Source organism: Slackia exigua ATCC 700122, assembly GCF_000162875.1.
In the GTDB taxonomy this organism is placed as follows: Bacteria; Actinomycetota; Coriobacteriia; order Coriobacteriales; family Eggerthellaceae; genus Slackia; species Slackia exigua.
In genome coordinates this window covers 101878-118835 of sequence record NZ_GG700631.1, presented here as the reverse complement: position 1 = coordinate 118835, position 16958 = coordinate 101878, and the positions used below count along the sequence as shown (strand labels likewise).

14 protein-coding genes are annotated in these 16958 nt (G+C 60.6%); 7 read left to right on the top strand and 7 right to left on the bottom strand.

Annotated elements, in window-relative coordinates:
* Positions 1–16: 16 nt before the first annotated feature.
* The 7 genes from HMPREF0762_RS06650 to pdxS all read right to left on the bottom strand — a co-directional run bounded on the left by HMPREF0762_RS06650 (position 17) and on the right by pdxS (position 7802).
* Positions 17–895, bottom strand: coding sequence for a MaoC/PaaZ C-terminal domain-containing protein (locus HMPREF0762_RS06650; protein ID WP_006362795.1), 879 nt, complete (start codon positions 893–895; stop codon positions 17–19).
* A gap of 101 nt (positions 896–996) precedes the next feature.
* The gene (locus HMPREF0762_RS06645) at positions 997–2400 is read right to left on the bottom strand and encodes a molybdopterin-binding protein (protein WP_006362794.1); all 1404 of its coding nucleotides are present in this window, start codon (positions 2398–2400) and stop codon (positions 997–999) included.
* A 900-nt stretch (positions 2401–3300) separates the two neighbouring features.
* Positions 3301–3966 carry a nitroreductase family protein gene (locus tag HMPREF0762_RS06640; RefSeq protein WP_006362791.1) on the bottom strand — a complete coding sequence of 222 codons (666 nt, stop codon included), beginning with the start codon at positions 3964–3966 and terminating at the stop codon, positions 3301–3303.
* Positions 3967–4136: 170 nt separating this feature from the next.
* Positions 4137–4739 (bottom strand): helix-turn-helix transcriptional regulator, encoded by a 603-nt coding sequence (locus HMPREF0762_RS06635; RefSeq protein WP_006362790.1) that lies wholly within the window; start codon positions 4737–4739, stop codon positions 4137–4139.
* 231 nt (positions 4740–4970) lie between these two features.
* The gene (locus tag HMPREF0762_RS06630; protein WP_115314252.1) at positions 4971–5963 is read right to left on the bottom strand and encodes a CPBP family intramembrane glutamic endopeptidase; all 993 of its coding nucleotides are present in this window, start codon (positions 5961–5963) and stop codon (positions 4971–4973) included.
* A 364-nt stretch (positions 5964–6327) separates the two neighbouring features.
* On the bottom strand, positions 6328–6927 hold the full coding sequence (gene pdxT, locus HMPREF0762_RS06625; RefSeq protein ID WP_006362786.1) for a pyridoxal 5'-phosphate synthase glutaminase subunit PdxT: 600 nt from the start codon (positions 6925–6927) through the stop codon (positions 6328–6330).
* Complete coding sequence (gene pdxS / locus HMPREF0762_RS06620) at positions 6927–7802, bottom strand: pyridoxal 5'-phosphate synthase lyase subunit PdxS (protein WP_006362785.1); 876 nt, start codon at positions 7800–7802, stop codon at positions 6927–6929. Before pdxS ends, pdxT begins: the two co-directional genes overlap by 1 nt.
* 142 nt (positions 7803–7944) lie before the next feature.
* Here pdxS and pdxR point away from each other — a divergent pair, with 142 nt between their 5' ends.
* The 7 genes from pdxR to HMPREF0762_RS06585 all read left to right on the top strand — a co-directional run bounded on the left by pdxR (position 7945) and on the right by HMPREF0762_RS06585 (position 16833).
* Positions 7945–9378: a MocR-like pyridoxine biosynthesis transcription factor PdxR gene (gene pdxR, locus HMPREF0762_RS06615; protein ID WP_040619374.1), complete on the top strand. Its 1434-nt coding sequence runs from the start codon at positions 7945–7947 to the stop codon at positions 9376–9378.
* Between the two features lie 251 nt (positions 9379–9629).
* Positions 9630–10244: a TetR/AcrR family transcriptional regulator gene (locus HMPREF0762_RS06610; protein WP_006362782.1), complete on the top strand. Its 615-nt coding sequence runs from the start codon at positions 9630–9632 to the stop codon at positions 10242–10244.
* 196 nt (positions 10245–10440) lie between these two features.
* Positions 10441–11043, top strand: coding sequence for an MptD family putative ECF transporter S component (locus tag HMPREF0762_RS06605; protein ID WP_006362781.1), 603 nt, complete (start codon positions 10441–10443; stop codon positions 11041–11043).
* Complete coding sequence (locus HMPREF0762_RS06600; protein WP_006362780.1) at positions 11044–11742, top strand: energy-coupling factor transporter transmembrane component T; 699 nt, start codon at positions 11044–11046, stop codon at positions 11740–11742.
* Complete coding sequence (locus tag HMPREF0762_RS06595; RefSeq protein WP_006362779.1) at positions 11742–13283, top strand: ABC transporter ATP-binding protein; 1542 nt, start codon at positions 11742–11744, stop codon at positions 13281–13283. Before HMPREF0762_RS06600 ends, HMPREF0762_RS06595 begins: the two co-directional genes overlap by 1 nt.
* Positions 13280–15076, top strand: coding sequence for an ABC transporter ATP-binding protein (locus HMPREF0762_RS06590; RefSeq protein ID WP_006362778.1), 1797 nt, complete (start codon positions 13280–13282; stop codon positions 15074–15076). Before HMPREF0762_RS06595 ends, HMPREF0762_RS06590 begins: the two co-directional genes overlap by 4 nt.
* A complete protein-coding gene (locus HMPREF0762_RS06585) occupies positions 15076–16833 on the top strand; it encodes an ABC transporter ATP-binding protein (RefSeq protein WP_006362777.1) in 1758 nt (585 codons plus the stop codon). Before HMPREF0762_RS06590 ends, HMPREF0762_RS06585 begins: the two co-directional genes overlap by 1 nt.
* Positions 16834–16958 lie beyond the last annotated feature (125 nt).

The window sequence follows — 16958 nt, the reverse complement described above, 5'->3', positions numbered from 1 at the left end:
CGGTGATGCGAAATCGCTACGCGCAGGTGGCGTCCCACTCGACGATGCCGTGGTTCAGGAACGGCTTGGAATCGGGGGCATCGGCGTTAACCATGCGGAATCTCGCTTCTCCCTCGGCGGTCTTCCATGCAATGGTGCGCAGGCGGACGCCGGGCAGCACCGGGGAGGTGAAGCGGCACTTGAAGCGGGTCATGGCTTCGGGATGTCCCGGGAACAGCAGGGAAATGACATGGCGCATAGCCACGCCGGCGCTGCTCACGCCATGGGCGATAGGACGCTCGAGACCGGTCTGCTCGGTGTAAGACCAGTCGATATGCTGTTGATGCCAGTCGCCCATCAGGCGATAGACGAGCGGCCAGTTGTAGCCGTAGGTCTCCTCGAATGCGCAGTCGGGTTCGCGGTCGGGGTATTCCACGGAATCCTGGGGCGGCCGCTCGCCGCCCCAGCCGCCGTCGTAGATGCAGCAATCGTAGGTGTCGACCGTGCACAGATGGGTGCCGTCGGCGGAGTAGGACTTGCCGACTTGCTTGGAGAGGGAGCCACGACCTTCTCCGCGATCCCAGACAGCCTCTTGGGTCACGAAGGTTTCGATGCGGTCATTCATTTTGAACGGCGCATGGAAACGCACGTCGATGCCGTAGTGCAGGGAACCGGAGTAATCGAAGCCGTAATCGAGGGTGGTGGTCATCTCCTCGTTAACGGTCAGGGGCACGGCGAAGATGGGCAGAACCTTGAGATTCGGGTTCTTGGCATCGCCTTCGTTGACATACTCCAGGTCAATACGGCCATCCCAGCCTGCGCCGCATCCAAGCGCGCAGATCTCGAGGTCTTTGAACGTGTAATCGCGCACGAACGGACCGAAGGTCTTTCCGACGATCTCAGTAGAAATAGCCATTTCGTTCCCCTTTCTGAATGCTGCATATGAAAACGCGGCAGTTTTGCGCAAGGCTGGATGCGTGGTTCGTCTATCGAAACGATGAGGGTCTATCGGGGTCTTTAGCGCCATTCGACCCGGATCACGTCGCCGGGCCTCGGCGCTTCGATGCCCGGACCCATCGGCAGCATGCAGTATGCGTTCGCCGCCAAGGTCTCCGCGCTGCCGGGGAAGCCCGCGATGGGCCAGGCGCGCAGCGTGCCGTCCTCGGCATGTTCGACGCGCAGCATCCTCACGCCATAGAACTCGGGCGTGCCGGGCTCGTGTTCCGGGTGCTCCGCCGGCCGTTCCTCTCCGCGCACGGGGCCGCCGTGCTTCTTGGCGCTGCCAGGGCCGCCCGGCGGGAATTCCTCGGCAAGCACGGCCGGCGTGCGTCCGATCTCGGGTTCCAACCCCATGAACGCGCGCATGAGCGGCCGCAGATAGAAGTCCAGCGTGAACGATGCTCCGCCCGACGGTCCGGAGATGCCGACGATGGGCGTGCCGTCGATGACGGCGGCGCTGGAATGATGTCCCGGCCCGTGGTTCGTCTGGTGGCAGACCATACGCCCCATCTCTTCCATGACCTCGCACGACCAGTCGTCGCTGCCCTTCGATGAACCTGCGTTCAGCACGACGATGTCGGCAACTTCCACGGCACGTTCGAGGGCGGCTTCGATGGTGTCGCGGCGGTCGAGCACGATGTCGAACGGCACGAACCGCCCGCCCCATTTCTCGCACTTCGCACGGACGAGCACGCTGTTCGTCTCGAAGGTGCGACCGCGCGCGGCGAAGCTGTCGGTGTGCGCGGGGTCGAACGGAACGCCGGGCGTCATCAGTTCGTTGCCTGTAGGAATGAACGCGACGCGTGGGCGACGCACTACGGCTACGCTGGCATTGTTACCGGCACCGATACGGACGGCCAGATCGGGCGTTACTATGGAACCTGCCTGCGCCAGCACGTCGCCGCGGCGCATGGAGCTGCCGACCGGACGGGTGCCCGCGCCCTGCTTCGACGGGGCGGCATCGATGACGATGTGCTGCTCGTCGGCGGAAACCTGCGCATGCTCGATAACGATGGCCGTGTCGAATCCCTCGGGCATAGCCACGCCCGTGTTCGCGAATTGCCAATCCACGCCGCGCACCCATGCGCCGGTGTCGGGCAGCTGGCCCTCAGGCAGATCCGCGAAATCGGACCAGTGCAGCGCGATGGAGTCCATCGCGCATGTGAGCGCGCTCGGCATGTCGTTCTGCGCGACGACGTCGTATGCCAGCACGCGGCCGATGGATTCCGCAAGGGAAACGCGTTCGACCAGCTTGCGTCGAACATTGCGTGCGTGCGCGGTAGCCGCGTCGTCCGAGGCACCTGCTGCCTGCAGCAATGCGCCGCGCCAACCGAAGCCCTCGGGAAGCTCGTCAAGCATTGCAAGCGTCCGTGCGACCGCTTCTTCGCGCGACAGCTGGATATGCTTCGAATGATCCCTCATGGAACGCCCCTTTCGCGCAACCGAATCCGAATCGGTGCGGATGCCTCCAACACGACGCGAGGAGAGGCGTATCCGACCGACTGCTGCGTTTCGGCAGCAACGCTTCGTCTCGGCTAACCGCATCGCGCCCGTTCTGCAGGTATTCTTTGGCGACAATACTATGCCTATGGGTCATAGGGCAACAGTGCGTTGCAGCCTGCAAAACTCCAGATAGAACCGCTCTGTCGCTCAGCATATCATTCTTGACCGCTTATGCAGTCGAACAAAAAATTATTCTCATCTTAGAATCATTCATACATACGCCAGAACGTTACGCAACATCCGAACGCAGCTTGAACCGAAAAAGCCGATCGGGCGATTCCCAGGCCGGATGCGCCGAAGGGGCAACCGGGCTCATGCGGCGCTATTTTCATGAGCTTCATCGCCGGCGGCAAGGACCTGCAATGATGCGGAAGCGCGCTTCTTGCTCATGCGTTCAAATCATCATACGACGGCAGGTAATGGATGCAGACCGCCAAAATCAATATCAGTACCGCATACACCGCAATCGAAACGAGCGGTGATGCCGTTTCGAGGCCGTCCGCGTAATCCGTCAACGTATATCCAGCGGTAATGGGGGAACGTTCGTCAAGGCGGACTTTCCGGCAAACAGGCTGACCAGGCCGAGCAGGAAGAACACGCCCGCTCCGAACAGGTAGTATCCGCGCTTCCGGACGGATAGCGCGATGATCGGGCTACGGCAAGGAAATCTTCCTGATGCGTTCCGGCGTTTCGAATCCGTTGAAACCAGGCATCATCACGTGTCTAGGCGTGATTCGTCGTTGCCGACGACGAGCAGAGGATCGGTGTAGCCGCTTGCGTCCGCTCGCACGCATGATTTCGCGGCCTGTTCCTCCAGGATCACATCCACGAGAAATTCTCTCTGCCCGCTCCGAGCTCGAAATGGTAGCGTACGAGCCCTGCGTCCACTCCAGCAAACGTCCCTTTACCGCATTCAAGATTCACGACGTCACCCTTGCCATGCAGCTTGAATGCCTGCTTGTTCAGCGCCGTCGGGGCGAGCAACGCCGCTTCTACGCCACGCGAGAACCAACATGGCGCCTCGCCTTCGTAGGAGCTGATATCTGTCGCCGACTTGCTTTTATGCGGCTTACCTTGCGTGGCGCCGAGCCCCACGGCCACGATACCCACGGGCCTGTCGGCGCCTGCGCGCTCTTTGACGCGTTTGCGGTTGAACGTGCCGCCCACCCACCAGGTATTGAGTCCGAGGGTCTGCGCGTAGAGCATGAGATCCGCCCCTGCATATCCGAGCCTCTCGTCCAAGTCGGGCGCGTCGGGGCCGGCCATGAGGAAATACTCGCGTACGTTTTTGGCCATCGTGAGGCGCATCACGCCGCTTATAGCCTTGGAGTCGCCGCGCACGAGCCGGATGGACGTTCCATGATTACGGTTGTTTGAGTCTATGCGCTCCTCCAGCAGACGCACCTGCTCTTCTGAAAGCAGCTCTTTCGTGTACGCGCGCACCATGTGGCGGGCGTGCATCGCCTCTTTCATCGTCATACCCATGCTATGGCTCCTGTCCGTCAATCTTCCATTCCCTGCATTTCGGTGCGTTCGGCGTCCGTTCGTCTCGTCCGTGCTTTCTTCGATCATAGACGCATCAACGTTATATCAATGCCGTTGATGCGTCTATGGTCAGAGCAAGGGCAGCTTCCGTTCAGTTCTTGCCCCATAGACTATTCCTGATCCTTGCGGAACTCGCGGATCATCCTGGCAAGGCCGCTGAAGTCCAGGTGCACATGCTCCTTGTCGTTGTCGACATGGATGCCGTCCCAGCCCACGTGGACTTCTTCGCCCTTCTTGGAATCGCGGACGTGCACGCCTTGCGAGAAGCTGATGTCGACGTAATCCTGCTCGGGGTTTTCAGGGCGTTGCCAAGCGGGCTCCTTCTCCGCGGCATCGGGCGTCTCTTCGGCTTTTCGAGGATCACCGCCGGCAACGCCCGCGTTCTCGCCGCCGTCGGATCGGTCCTCGGTTTTTCCGGATGCTCCGTCGGTCGAATTCGTTTTCCCGGCGTCTTCCTCGGCGTCGTTCGTCCTTATAGTCCCTTTCGTCGTTTCAGCGGCCGTTTTCTCGGGATCGGCGAACAGCAGCTCGTCGACCGTCACTCCGTAGAGCATGGCGAGCGCGATAAGGTTGTCGGTGTCGGGGGATGATTCGGCGCATTCCCACTTCGACACCGCCTGGCGCGATACGCTGATCTTGGCGGCAACCTGCTCCTGGGAAAGTCCGGATGCGCGACGGTATTCGTAGAGCCTCTTCGCTATTTCGATCTTCATGAGGGGGACCTTTCTCTGTCATGGTCGGCATGAACCTTGCAGCTGCATGGCACCATGCTCGGTCTCGTCCATCGCGAGCGCCACCAATTCCAGCTTGCAATTCGTGTCCGCAACCGATAGTTGCGCTCAAGAATCGATAGAGCGCGCTTCCATTCGATCGATCCCATGCGTTCGCCCGTGCGGTCGCCGCTTCTTGCCGTCGTCCGGCATTCGTTGGCGTTTCGCCTCGGCTTATGTCGTCTCCTTCGATTCGACATCGGTTTCGTCCATGATGGGCCGCGTCTCCCAGATGTCGGTGATACGGGTGCCGTTTTTCTTGATCAGATATATGAGCGCTGCAATTGCGACCACCTGCACCAGGATGGCCATTATGGAGCCTTCGAGCCCGAAGCCCGTCGTATAGGCAAGACCATCGCGAGCCGAGGCCTCGTCCAGCTTGAAAATCGAGTAGGGGAGTACATTCCCGCTGTTGGGAAGCCCGAGGACGATGCTTTGAAGGTAATTCCACGCCGCATGGGCCGCCATGGCCATCCAGATGCTGTCGAAGTAGTAGACCAGGAGGGAGAACAAGATCCCGCAGATCATGATGTCCACGATAGACAGCACGGTCACTCCTGGGTTCAGAAGGTGGAACGCCGCGAATATCGCCGCGTTCCCGACGATCGCGACCACCGGCCTCTTGTACTTGTTCAGCAGCTTCTGGTATAGGTATCCTCTGCAGACCAGCTCTTCCGCCGACGACTGGACGAACACGCATACGAGAAGGATCAGCGCGTAGGCTATGTTGAATGAGCTGAAGTCAAGAGAGATGCTTCCGAGCATGCACGCCGCGAACGCGCAGAATCCGTTGAGCGCCGCGCCGAGGGCGAAGCCGATCATCAGGTTCCTGAAGTTGTTTCCCGCCGATCTTCTGTCGATGGCTTTCCAGATCGGCTTGTTGGCCTTGCGCAGAAACCAGAGGAGCGCGACGAGCCATACTCCGATGGATGCCAGATACGCTTGTCCGGTTGCAAGCCAATCAGGAAGCAACCCCATCATGGTTGAAGCGATTTCCTGCGCGTCCGTCATTCCGACGATTTCGTCTCCATAGGCCAACCCGGCGTAGATTCCTACGAAAGCTCCCGTGAGCAGTCCGCCGATCAAGCCGCCGATCCCTGTCAGGAAGACGCTGCCGACCAGGTAGCCGAACCAGCTGTCCGCTATGCTCTTAAGCGCTTTTTTCATCAACGACCCTCCGTCGCGCATCCGATCCGATTTCTCCGCTTTCGTACCTGTCGCCCCGAGAGGTGTTTGGCGGTTGACGGTCGAACACTATGCGGCACCCTTTGGTGTTGATGGAGAACATCGAGCGAATGAACATAATTCCGCTTTTTCTCGGATTCTCCTCGCCGGAGAGCTTCGCATCATGCCAAGCATCTTGCATAGGCGAGGAAAGCTGCCGATATCATGGGCGTCGTGCTCGTTGGAAGAGATGGCTGGGCCGTCGTCGGGGAGATTCTCCGCTCCATGGTATTTCCGGATATGTCAGGCGTGCGTTCGTGCCGTCGTACGTATCGCGCATCCTCAACCCAGCGCAACGGGTTCGGTCTCAGAGCGATAGGAACATCCGGTGCACGCGCGCATCCTCGTCGAGTTCGGGATGGAAGGACGTTCCGATTTGATTGCGCCAGCGCACGCCGACGATGTTCCCGTCGACGCGGGCGAGCACGTCGCATCCGTCGCGCGTCTCCACGACGAACGGGGCTCGGATGAACGTCATCGGAATGGCGCCTGCATCGTCGAAATCGGCCCTGGTCCTGAAGCTTCCGAGCTGACGTCCGTATGCGTTGCGCCTGACCGTGACCGGAAGCGTCCCAAGCCAGGTAGCGTTGTGCTGGCTGTCCACAGCGCTTCCATCCCCATTGATGCCGTCTATGCGCTCGGCCATGAGTATCAGGCCGGCGCAGGTTCCGAACGTCGGCATGCCGGCCTCGATCATGTCGCGCAGAGGCTCCAGCATGCCGAGTTCTCGCAGCATCCGGCCCTGAGCCGTGCTCTCTCCTCCCGGCAATACTAAACGATCGAATCCTTTATGCAGGTCGGACGCTTGTCTGAGCTCGATGCATTCCACGCCGAGCTCAGACAGCATGCGTTCGTGCTCGGCGAAGGCGCCTTGCACCGCAAGGATCCCGACGCGTTCGGCACCCATCACCGGCCGCGTTCTTCCATGATGAGCTCTATTTCATCCGCATTGATGCCCACCATGGCCTCGCCGAGACCTGACGAGAGCTCCGCGATCAGCTTGGCGTCCTCGTAGTTCGCGACGGCTTTCACGATCGCATCGGCGCGCTTCGCAGGATCCCCGCTCTTGAAGATGCCGCTTCCGACGAAGACGCCTTCTGCACCGAGCTGCATCATCAGCGCGGCATCCGCGGGCGTGGCGACACCGCCGGCCGCGAAGTTGACGACGGGAAGGCGGCCGCTTTCATGCACGCCGCGGATAAGCTCCACGGGCACTTCCAGACGCTTGGCCTCTTCGAACAGCTCGTCGTCACGCAAAGACCGCACATGCCTGATCTGGGAGTTGATGAGCCTCATGTGACGCACGGCTTGCACGACGTCGCCCGTGCCCGGCTCTCCCTTCGTACGGATCATCGTCGCGCCCTCGGCTATGCGGCGCAGCGCCTCGCCGAGGTCGCGCGCCCCGCAGACGAACGGAACGTCGAACGCGGTTTTGTCGATGTGGTAGGCATCGTCGGCAGGAGAGAGGACTTCCGATTCGTCGATGTAGTCGATGTCGATGGCTTGGAGGATCTGCGCTTCCACGAAATGGCCGATGCGGACCTTGGCCATGACGGGAATGCTCACGGCCTTCTGGATTCCCTTGATCATCTCGGGATCGCTCATGCGCGAGACGCCGCCGGCCGCGCGGATGTCCGCGGGGATGCGTTCGAGCGCCATGACCGCGCACGCACCGGCCTTCTCCGCCACGCGCGCCTGTTCCGGCGTCGTCACATCCATGATGACGCCGCCTTTGAGCATCTGGGCGAGCTCTCTGTTGAGTTTGATCCTGTCGACGTTCATGGGGCATCTCCTTCATCCGAGCCATGGTTTCGGCGAAGCATAGTGCTTCATTGAATATGGCGGAATATTCAATGAATGCAAAAATGATAATGTCAGAATATAGTCAGAACAGTTACTTCGATATGACCAAAAAAGGGAAGCCATGCGCATCTACGATCTTGCGGATCGCGGGAACTTGAGTCTGTACGAAAGTCTCTACCGCCATATCCGCGATGACATCCTTGCCGGGAATCTGCTGCCGGACGATCGTCTTCCTTCGAAACGAAGCCTGGCGGCCGACCTCGGCGTGAGCGTGATAACCGTCGAAAGCGCCTATCGCCAGCTGCAAGCCGAAGGGTACATCGTGTCTCGCGAACGCAGCGGATACTACGTGCGCAGCATCGCGACGCGCCCTCATGTGACAAGGCCCGTATCGTCGCGTGCCGTGACGTCCCGTCCGACCTTCGCCGTCGCGGATTTCTCGTCGGCGCCCGCATGCTCCGACCGATCGTTCGCCCGGCTTTGGGAGAAGACGCTTCGCGACGTCATCGCGCATGAATCCGAGCAGGACCTGTTCGCGCGACAGCCGCCCCAGGGATCGCAGAGGCTGAGGGAATGCATCGCGTCATGGCTTGCGCGTGCTCGCGGCATCACGACCGGTCCGGACAGGATCGTCGTCGCTGCCGGCGCTCCGATGCTCTACGGGCTTGTGGCGTTGATGCGGAGGCGGCGGGGACGCGCCGGGGCCGTTGCGCTCGAATCGCCCGGATACGGGATGATCAAGGGCATCTACGAAACGATGGGCTGGCGCGTTGCGCCGATGCCGCTCGATGTCGAGGGCATCGATTGCTCCATGCTCGAGAAGAGCGCGGCATCCCTGGTCCACGTCATGCCTTCTCACCAGTTCCCCACGGGGCGCGTGACCACGGTATCGCGGCGTTACGAGCTCTTAAGATGGGCATCGCAGGCAGACGATCGGTACATCGTCGAAGACGACTACGACTGGGAGTTCAGGCTTTCGGGCAAACCGATCCCGTCGCTCAGCAGCATCGATGCCGAGGGCAAGGTCATCTATCTAAGCACATTCTCGAAGAGCCTGAGCCCGTCGCTGCGCATCGCGTTCGGCGTGTTCCCCAGCGAGCTGGATGAGGATCTCGAACGCGTGCTGGGCTGTTTCGCATCGACGGTCGGGGCCATCGACCAGATCGCGCTCGCCCGCCTCATGGAGTCAGGGGGATACGAGCGTCATGTCGGCAGGTATCGCACCAAGGCCCGCGCGGCGCGCGATTGCCTGATCGGTGCTTTTCGCGAAAGCCCGATCGCAGGCCGGCTTTCGTACGAGGAATGCGATTCGGGCCTGCACTTCGTGCTCTGCGTGGACACGCCCGCCCGCGCCGAGGACATCGCGAGACGTGCGGCCGAGCGGGGTGTCGGATTGGCGCCGCTCGAACGGTATGATCTGGGAGGCATGATGGCCCCGGATGGCCGCGTCCGCTTCGTGATGCAGTATGACGGCATCGAGCGCGAAACGCTTATGCGCGCGGCCGCCATCGTTTGCGAATCGATAGAGCGCGCTGAACGGCGGCAGGCGAAATAGCAGCAGGTCGAGCAACGATAGGCAAACCGACGACAAGCAAACCGATGGCAGGCAAACCAACGGAAAACATGCCGGCGTCAAGCGGGCCAACGATAGGTCGAGTCGCTGAATGACGGTACGTCGGGCTGCCGAATCGGCCATCTCCGTCGAACCGCTTCGGCGGGCGCCGGCTCGCGGAATATCTCGTTGACAACCTGGGTTCGCTGAATATACTATCGGTATATACTAGTGGTATATTCGAGGAAGAGCCTATGGAACGCACAGAAACCCAGATGAAGATCCTAGAGGTCGGGAAGCGGGAATTCCTTGAGAAGGGCTTCAAGGATGCGTCTCTGAACAGGATCGTCGCCGAAGCGGGGTTCACGAAGGGCGCATTCTACGGATATTACCCGGACAAAGCGGCCCTCTTCGAGGACATCGTCCGAGAGGCGGCGGATGGGCTCGTGGATCGATTCAAAGCCGCGCAGGACGCCCATTTCGACTTGATTCCCGAAGAGAGGACGAACGAGAGCCTTGCCCTGTCCACGCAGTATCTGCGCTCGTTCGTGGAATACCTGTACGCCCACTTCGACGAGTTCAGGCTGATCCTGTGCTGCGCGGACGGCACGAAATACGCTTCCTTCCTCCATGACCTCGTGGATAGGGAGGTGGAGAAAACGGAGTCGTATTACAAGGCTCTTCGCGAAAAGGGGAAACTGAGCGGACGGATGTCCCGGCAGCTGCACCATATGATCACGAGCGCCTACTTCGCGGCTGTGTGCGAACCCATCGTCCACGCCATGCCGAAGGACGAGGCCATGCAGTACATCGAGGAGCTCGCGAAATTCTTCAATGCCGGCTGGGAGGGCCTTCTTCGCTTGGAATAGGCATCCTCTGGAAGGGACGCTGCTCGAAAAGGGGAGTCTGCCGAAAGGTTTTCACCTGGGGCGAGGATCCCTCGAAGGAGCCCTCGACTAAAGCGGGATGGTTTCGACAGGAGCATCGTCCGATGGGGAAATCCCTTCTTTTTTCACCACGAGTTAGCTGAATCTTACAAACCAACGTATCGTTTGGAGGCGAATCATGAGCAAGACGGGTTCGGAGAAGCTGGAGACGAGGGACTTCATTTCCGTCGGCATCTTCTCCCTGATCTATGCCGTGGTGGCGTTCGTGGTCGGCGGCGTGGCGCAGATGACGCCCGTCACGTTTCCGTTCATGCCCATGATCGTGGCCCTGTTCACGGGAACGGTCTTCATGCTGTATGTGGCCAAGATCCCGAAGAGGGGCGCGCTTTCCATCCTCGGCGTCATCGCCGCAATCCTGCTGTTCGTCACGGGCATGTTCTGGATGATGTCCGCGTTCTTCCTGGTATTCGGGATCGTGGCGGACGGAATCTGCGCATCGGGAGGCTTCAGGTCGTTCAGGAAGAATCTGGCTGCCTATTGCGTGATGGCGCTTGCGCCTCTCGGCGCGTATGTTCCCATGGTCGTCATGCCGGAACAGTTCGATGCCTTCATGAGGAGCAAAGGGGATGTTGCCTCCTTCGAGGGAATCATCCATGCCATCGGGGGAACGTGGTGGATCCTTCCCGCGCTGGTCGCTGGGACCGTCATCTGCGCGCTGATCGGAGGATTCATCGGAAAGAAGCTTTTGAGGAAGCATTTCGAGAAGGCGGGGATCGCATAGATGGGGCTCGATCCGCGCACGAAGCTCCTGATTCTGGCGATCACGAGCGTTTCCGTCTTTCTGAATAGGAGCATCGCCGTCGAATGCGCGTATGCAGGCATTCCGCTTCTGATGCTTGCGATGTCGGGGCAGCCGAAGAAGGCGGCGAGGTACGGTTCGTTCTTCATCCTGCTTCTAGCGGTGCAGCTGTGCGCGGTGCCCCAGCTTCCGGTGGCGGCCGGCGGGATCGTCTACATGTTCGCCGTGTACATCCGAAAGCTTCTGCCCTGCTTCATGCTGGGAAGCTATCTGATCTCCACAACGCGCGTGAGCACGTTTTTGGCTGCTCTCGCGAAGCTTCGGCTGCCCGAAGGCCTGACGATCGCCCTTGCCGTCACGCTCCGGTTCCTTCCCACCCTGGCTGAGGAATGGGCCGCCATTCGAGACGCCATGGCGCTTCGCGGCATATCGGCCTCGGTAGGCGGGGTGCTCCGTCATCCTGCGCAGACGACGGAGCACGTGTACGTTCCTCTGCTTGTGTCCGCATCGAGGATATCCGACGAGATCACGCAGGCCGCGATCACGCGCGGCATCGAGCATGCGCACGAGAGGACCTGTTTGGAAGAGCCTTCGTTTTCCGCCGTCGATGCGGCAGCGGTCCTTGCCTACGCGGCCTTGGTCGCAGGCATGGTCTTCGCGAACGTCAAGGGGGTGTTCTGATGATCGAGATGCAGGATGTCTCTTTCGAGTATCGGGCGGCCTTCTCCGGGGAAGAGAGGGAAGACGGCTTGGGCCGTGCGAAGGACGGCAGAGGCGGCGGAAGCGGCAAGAACGATGGAAGCGGCAGGGGCGGCGTGCGCGGATTGTCCCTTCGCATAGATCGTGGCGAATGCGTTTTGCTCTGCGGCGCATCGGGCTGCGGGAAGACGACGGTCGCCCGGCTCGTGAACGGGCTGATCCCCCATTTCTTCGAAGGAAAGATCGCGGGAACCGTATGCGTGGACGGCATGGATTCCCAAGAAACGGAGATCGCCACGCTCTCCGATGCGGTGGGAACCGTGTTTCAGAATCCCCGGACCCAGTTCTTCAACGCCGATGTCGACAGCGAGATCGTGTTCGGATTGGAAAACAGGGGAATCGCGCGGGCGCAGCTTTGCGCTCGACTGGATGATGTCACCGAAGAGCTGCATCTCCAGGCGTTGAGGGGAAGAAGCGTGTTCGAGCTTTCCGGCGGGGAGAAGCAGAAGGTCGCATTCTCCAGCGTCTATGCCTCCGATCCGGATGTGCTGGTCTTCGACGAACCGTCCTCCAACCTGGACATGAAGTCCATCGAGGAGCTTGCGAAGCTCATGAGGACGGCGAAGGAGAAGGGAAAGACGATCCTTATCGCAGAGCATCGCATCTGGTATCTGATGGACATCGTGGATCGCGTGATCTATCTGCAGGATGGGGCGGTCGTTTCGGACATGCCCATCGAAGGCTTCAGGAGACTTTCGGAACGCGACATGCGCAGCAGGGGTTTGCGTTCCCGGTACCTTGCCGCCTTGCAACCCGAGGCGACAGCATTCCCGAGCGCTTCCGGCAATGTCCTTTCCCTTGAAAACGTGAGCGTCCGGCTTGGCGGCAACGAGGTATTGAAAAGCATCTCGTTCCAGGCGAATGCCGGCGAGATCATCGCGATCGCGGGGGCGAACGGGGCAGGGAAGACGACGCTTGCACGGGCGATCTGCGGGCTTGCGAACGATGTTTCGGGAACCGTGCGGTGGAACGGGCGCCCCTTGAACCGTCGCGTGCGGCGCAAGAAGGCCTATATGGTCATGCAGGACGTCGGCCACCAGCTCTTTTCCGACAGCGTGATGGAGGAATGCCGTCTGGGCATCAAGGATCCCGATAGAGACGGCATCGAATCGGCGCTTCGCAGGGTCGATCTGCTGGCGTGCAAGAATCGCCACCCTCTTTCCCTGTCGGGGGGACAGATGCAGCGGCTCGCCGTTGCGGTCAGCGAGATCTGCGGGAAGGATCTGCTGGTTTTCGATGAGCCTACCAGCGGCCTGGATCTTCGAAGCATGGAGGAAGTCGGCGGGTTGGTGCGGGTTCTTGCGGATCAAGGAAAGATTCTTCTGATCATCACCCATGACATCGAATTCATGATGCGCATCTGCACCCGCATCCTCGTTCTTGAGAACGGATGCGTGGCCGCGGATCTGTCGGGTGGGAAACGAGATCTGATCGTCGATCTGATGCGAGGTGGAAAACGATGAGCAATGCAGGACAGAGCGCGGCGTCCATCCTGATGGGCTTCGCGCGGCCGTGCAAGGGGATGCTTGCGGGATCGGTCGTGCTGGCGGTGCTCGGGGCGCTGTGCGGTATGGTTCCGTACATCGCCGCGTCGCGGGGCATCATCATGGTCTGCAGCGAAGATTACGACTTCGGCGTATTCGCGCTGCTTGCGGGAATCGCGCTTGCCGGATATCTGGGACAGGTGTGGCTCGGCACGTTCTCTACGATGAAAAGCCACGAGGCCGCCTTCACGATTCTGGGGAATATCCGCACGGCGATCACGGGAAAGCTTTCCCGCGTCCCTATGGGGACGATCCTCGACACGCCTTCCGGCACGTTCAAGACCGTTGCGGTCGATACCGTCGAGAAGCTCGAGCTCCCGCTGGCCCACATGGTGCCGGAATTGACCGCCAACACCCTGATCCCTGCCATGATGCTTGCGTACCTGTTCGTCCTCGATTGGAGGATGGCCTTGATATCCCTTGCGACCATCCCGGTCGGGGTCTTCTGCTACATGGGAATGCTGAAGGACTACGAGCGCCGGTATGCGAGGGTGCTGACGGCGGGGAAGCGCATGGATGCCGCGACGGTGGAATACATCGGCGGTATCGAAGTGGTGAAGACCTTCAACCAGGGGGATCGTTCGTACAAGAAGTACGCGGACGCCGTGGCCGAGAACAGGGCGTCGAAGGAGACGTGGTTCAGGCAGACCAACGGTTACTACGTGGTGGGGCTTTCCATTCTGACGGCAACGCTCACGGGCGTCCTGCCGCTGGGAAGCTGGCTGTTCATGAACGGGAGCATAGAGGCGGGAACGTTCATCACCTGCATCGTCCTTGCGCTCGGTCTGGTGAAGCCTCTGATCCAGGCGCTTCAGTACACCGATAGCCTTGCTATGGTGGATTCCACCGTGAAGGAGGTCAAGGCCCTGCTCGACCTTCCCGAGCTGTCAAGGCCGGATGAAAAGGCACCGCTGGTCGATACGCACGTCTCCTTCGAAGACGTCACCTTCCGATACGAGGGCGCGCCTTCCGGCGATGGAGAAGGGGACGGCTCGGAGCACGACGGCACGGAGGTGCTGCACGGCGTTTCCTTCGATTGCCCCAAGGGCGGCATGACCGCGATCGTCGGGCCTTCCGGCTCCGGCAAATCCACGATCGCGCGACTGATAGCCTCGTTCTGGGAGGCGGAGCGCGGCTTCGTCCGCATCGGCGGCGTGGACGTGCGGAAGATGCCGCTGTCGCAGGTGATGGAGCTCGTTTCCTATGTGTCGCAGGACAACTTCCTGTTTCATCTTTCCATTCGGGAGAACATCCGCATCGGCAAGCCGGATGCGACGGATGCGGAAATCGAGGATGCGGCGCGAAAGGCGAGCTGCCATGATTTCATCCTCTCTCTTCCGAAGGGATACGACACGTTGGCGGGCGATGCGGGAAGCCATCTTTCCGGAGGCGAGCGCCAGCGCATCGCGATCGCGCGGGCGATTTTGAAGAACAGCCCGATCGTCGTGCTCGATGAGGCGACCGCATTCACCGACCCGGAGAACGAGGCCGCTATACAGGCGTCCATCGCTAAGCTCGTGGCGGGAAAGACCTTGATCGTGATCGCCCACAGGCTTTCCACCATCGTCGATGCGGACAAGATCCTCGTGATCGATCGGGGCCGCGTCGCCGCCGAAGGGACGCATGAGGAGCTGGTTGCGGAAAGCCCGCTGTACGGGCAGCTCTGGAATGCCCACGTCGCGAGTCGCGATACCGCAGAGGAGGTGGCGTGATGATACGTCTGTTCCAAAGGCTGCTCGCGTTTGCGGGTAACCAGAAAGGCCGGCTCATACGATCGTTTCTCGCATATCTCGTCAGCTCGTTTTTCGAGATGCTTCCCATCATGGCGATTCTCGTCGTGCTTTCAGGCATTTTGGCGTCGCTTGATGGCGGCGCCATGCCTGCAGACGCGATCTGGATCTCGCTCGGCATCATGCTGGTCTCTATCGCCGGCAGGATCGCGTTCGTAGGTCTGTCTGCGAACGCGAGGACGCTCGGCAGCTTCGCGTTCGGCGCCGAGAAACGCATGGAGATCGGCGAGCGTCTGAAGAAGGCGCCGATGGGGTATTTCAACGAGAACAGGCTGGGCGATATCACGGCGGCCGTGACCACCACGCTGGGCGACCTTGAGCAGCAGTCCGTCGCGATCATGGAACACATCGCCGGGGGATTCATCCATGCCGTCGTGATCGGCACGTGGCTTCTGGTCTACGAATGGCGCATCGGGCTTCTTTCCCTTGCAGGGCTTGCCGTGGCGCTCATCGTGTACGCCTTCATCGGCAGGGTCGGCACGAAATACGCGCCCCGCAGACAGGCGGCTCAGGCGGGTCTTGTCACGTCCATGCTCGAATACGTTCAGGGCATGGGGGTCGTGAAGGCTTTCGGCCTGGCAGGCAGGTCCGAGAAGGCCGTGGACGCCGCGATCGGAGAGAGCAGGGATGCGAATACCGTTTTGGAAAAGGCGTTCTCGAAGATGACGGCGCTCTATCAGACCGTGTTCAAGTTCGCGCGCGCGGCGATTCTCGTCTTTGCTCCCTACCTCCTGATCGGAGGGGAGATCACGGCTGAGAAGTGCCTTCTTCTGCTCGTGGCGAGCTTCATGATCTATGCCACCGTCGAAGTGGCGGGCAGCATGTCGTCCGTCGCCCGCGCGGTCGAGGCATCGCTTGACAGGTTGGATGTCGTGACCCATATGCCGTCTTTGGACGAGGGCGGCGCGAATTTGGATCCCGATACGTTCACCATTGAAGTCAAGGACGTTTCCTTCGGATACGACCGCACGGAGATCCTGCATCATATCGACTTGACCGTGCCGGAGAGAAGCACCTGCGCCATCGTCGGGCCGTCGGGTTCCGGCAAGACCACCCTGTGTTCTCTGATTGCCCGCTTCTGGGATGTGGATGCAGGAAAGATCCTGGTAGGCGGCAGGGACGTGCGGGAGTATACGAGTGATAGCCTCCTGAAGAACTTCGCCATCGTGTTCCAGAACGTCTATCTGTTCGAAGACACCGTTGCGAACAACATCTGCTTCGGACGGCCGGAGGCGACGGAGGAAGAGATGATCGCTGCCGCGAAGAAGGCCTGCTGCCATGATTTCATCATGGCGCTTCCCGACGGTTACCAGACGCATATCGGCGAAGGAGGGTCGAGCCTTTCAGGCGGAGAGCGTCAGCGCATCTCCATCGCGCGTGCCATTCTGAAGGACGCTCCTATCGTCATCCTGGACGAGGCGACGGCAAGCGTCGATCCGGAAAACGAGCAGGAGCTTCAAAAGGCGATTGCCGAACTGACCAAGGACAAGACGATACTCATGATCGCGCATCGCCTGTCCACGGTGCGCATGGCGGATCAGATCGTCGTGCTCGACGGCGGCAGCATCGTGCAGCGGGGAACGCACGACGAGCTGATGGCGGAAGAAGGGATATACCGGCGATTCGTCGGCATGAGAAGCCGGGCCATCGGCTGGCGCCTCGCACGAGGGGGAGTGTGAGGGTAAGGATGCGGGGCTTGATGTACGCTTCCAACCTCGAGCGAGGCAAGGAGACTGCGGAGTTCCCGCATGCAGGGCATCGCATCGAGTTTCGGCATGCTACCATGCATGCCGAAGCGTATCGT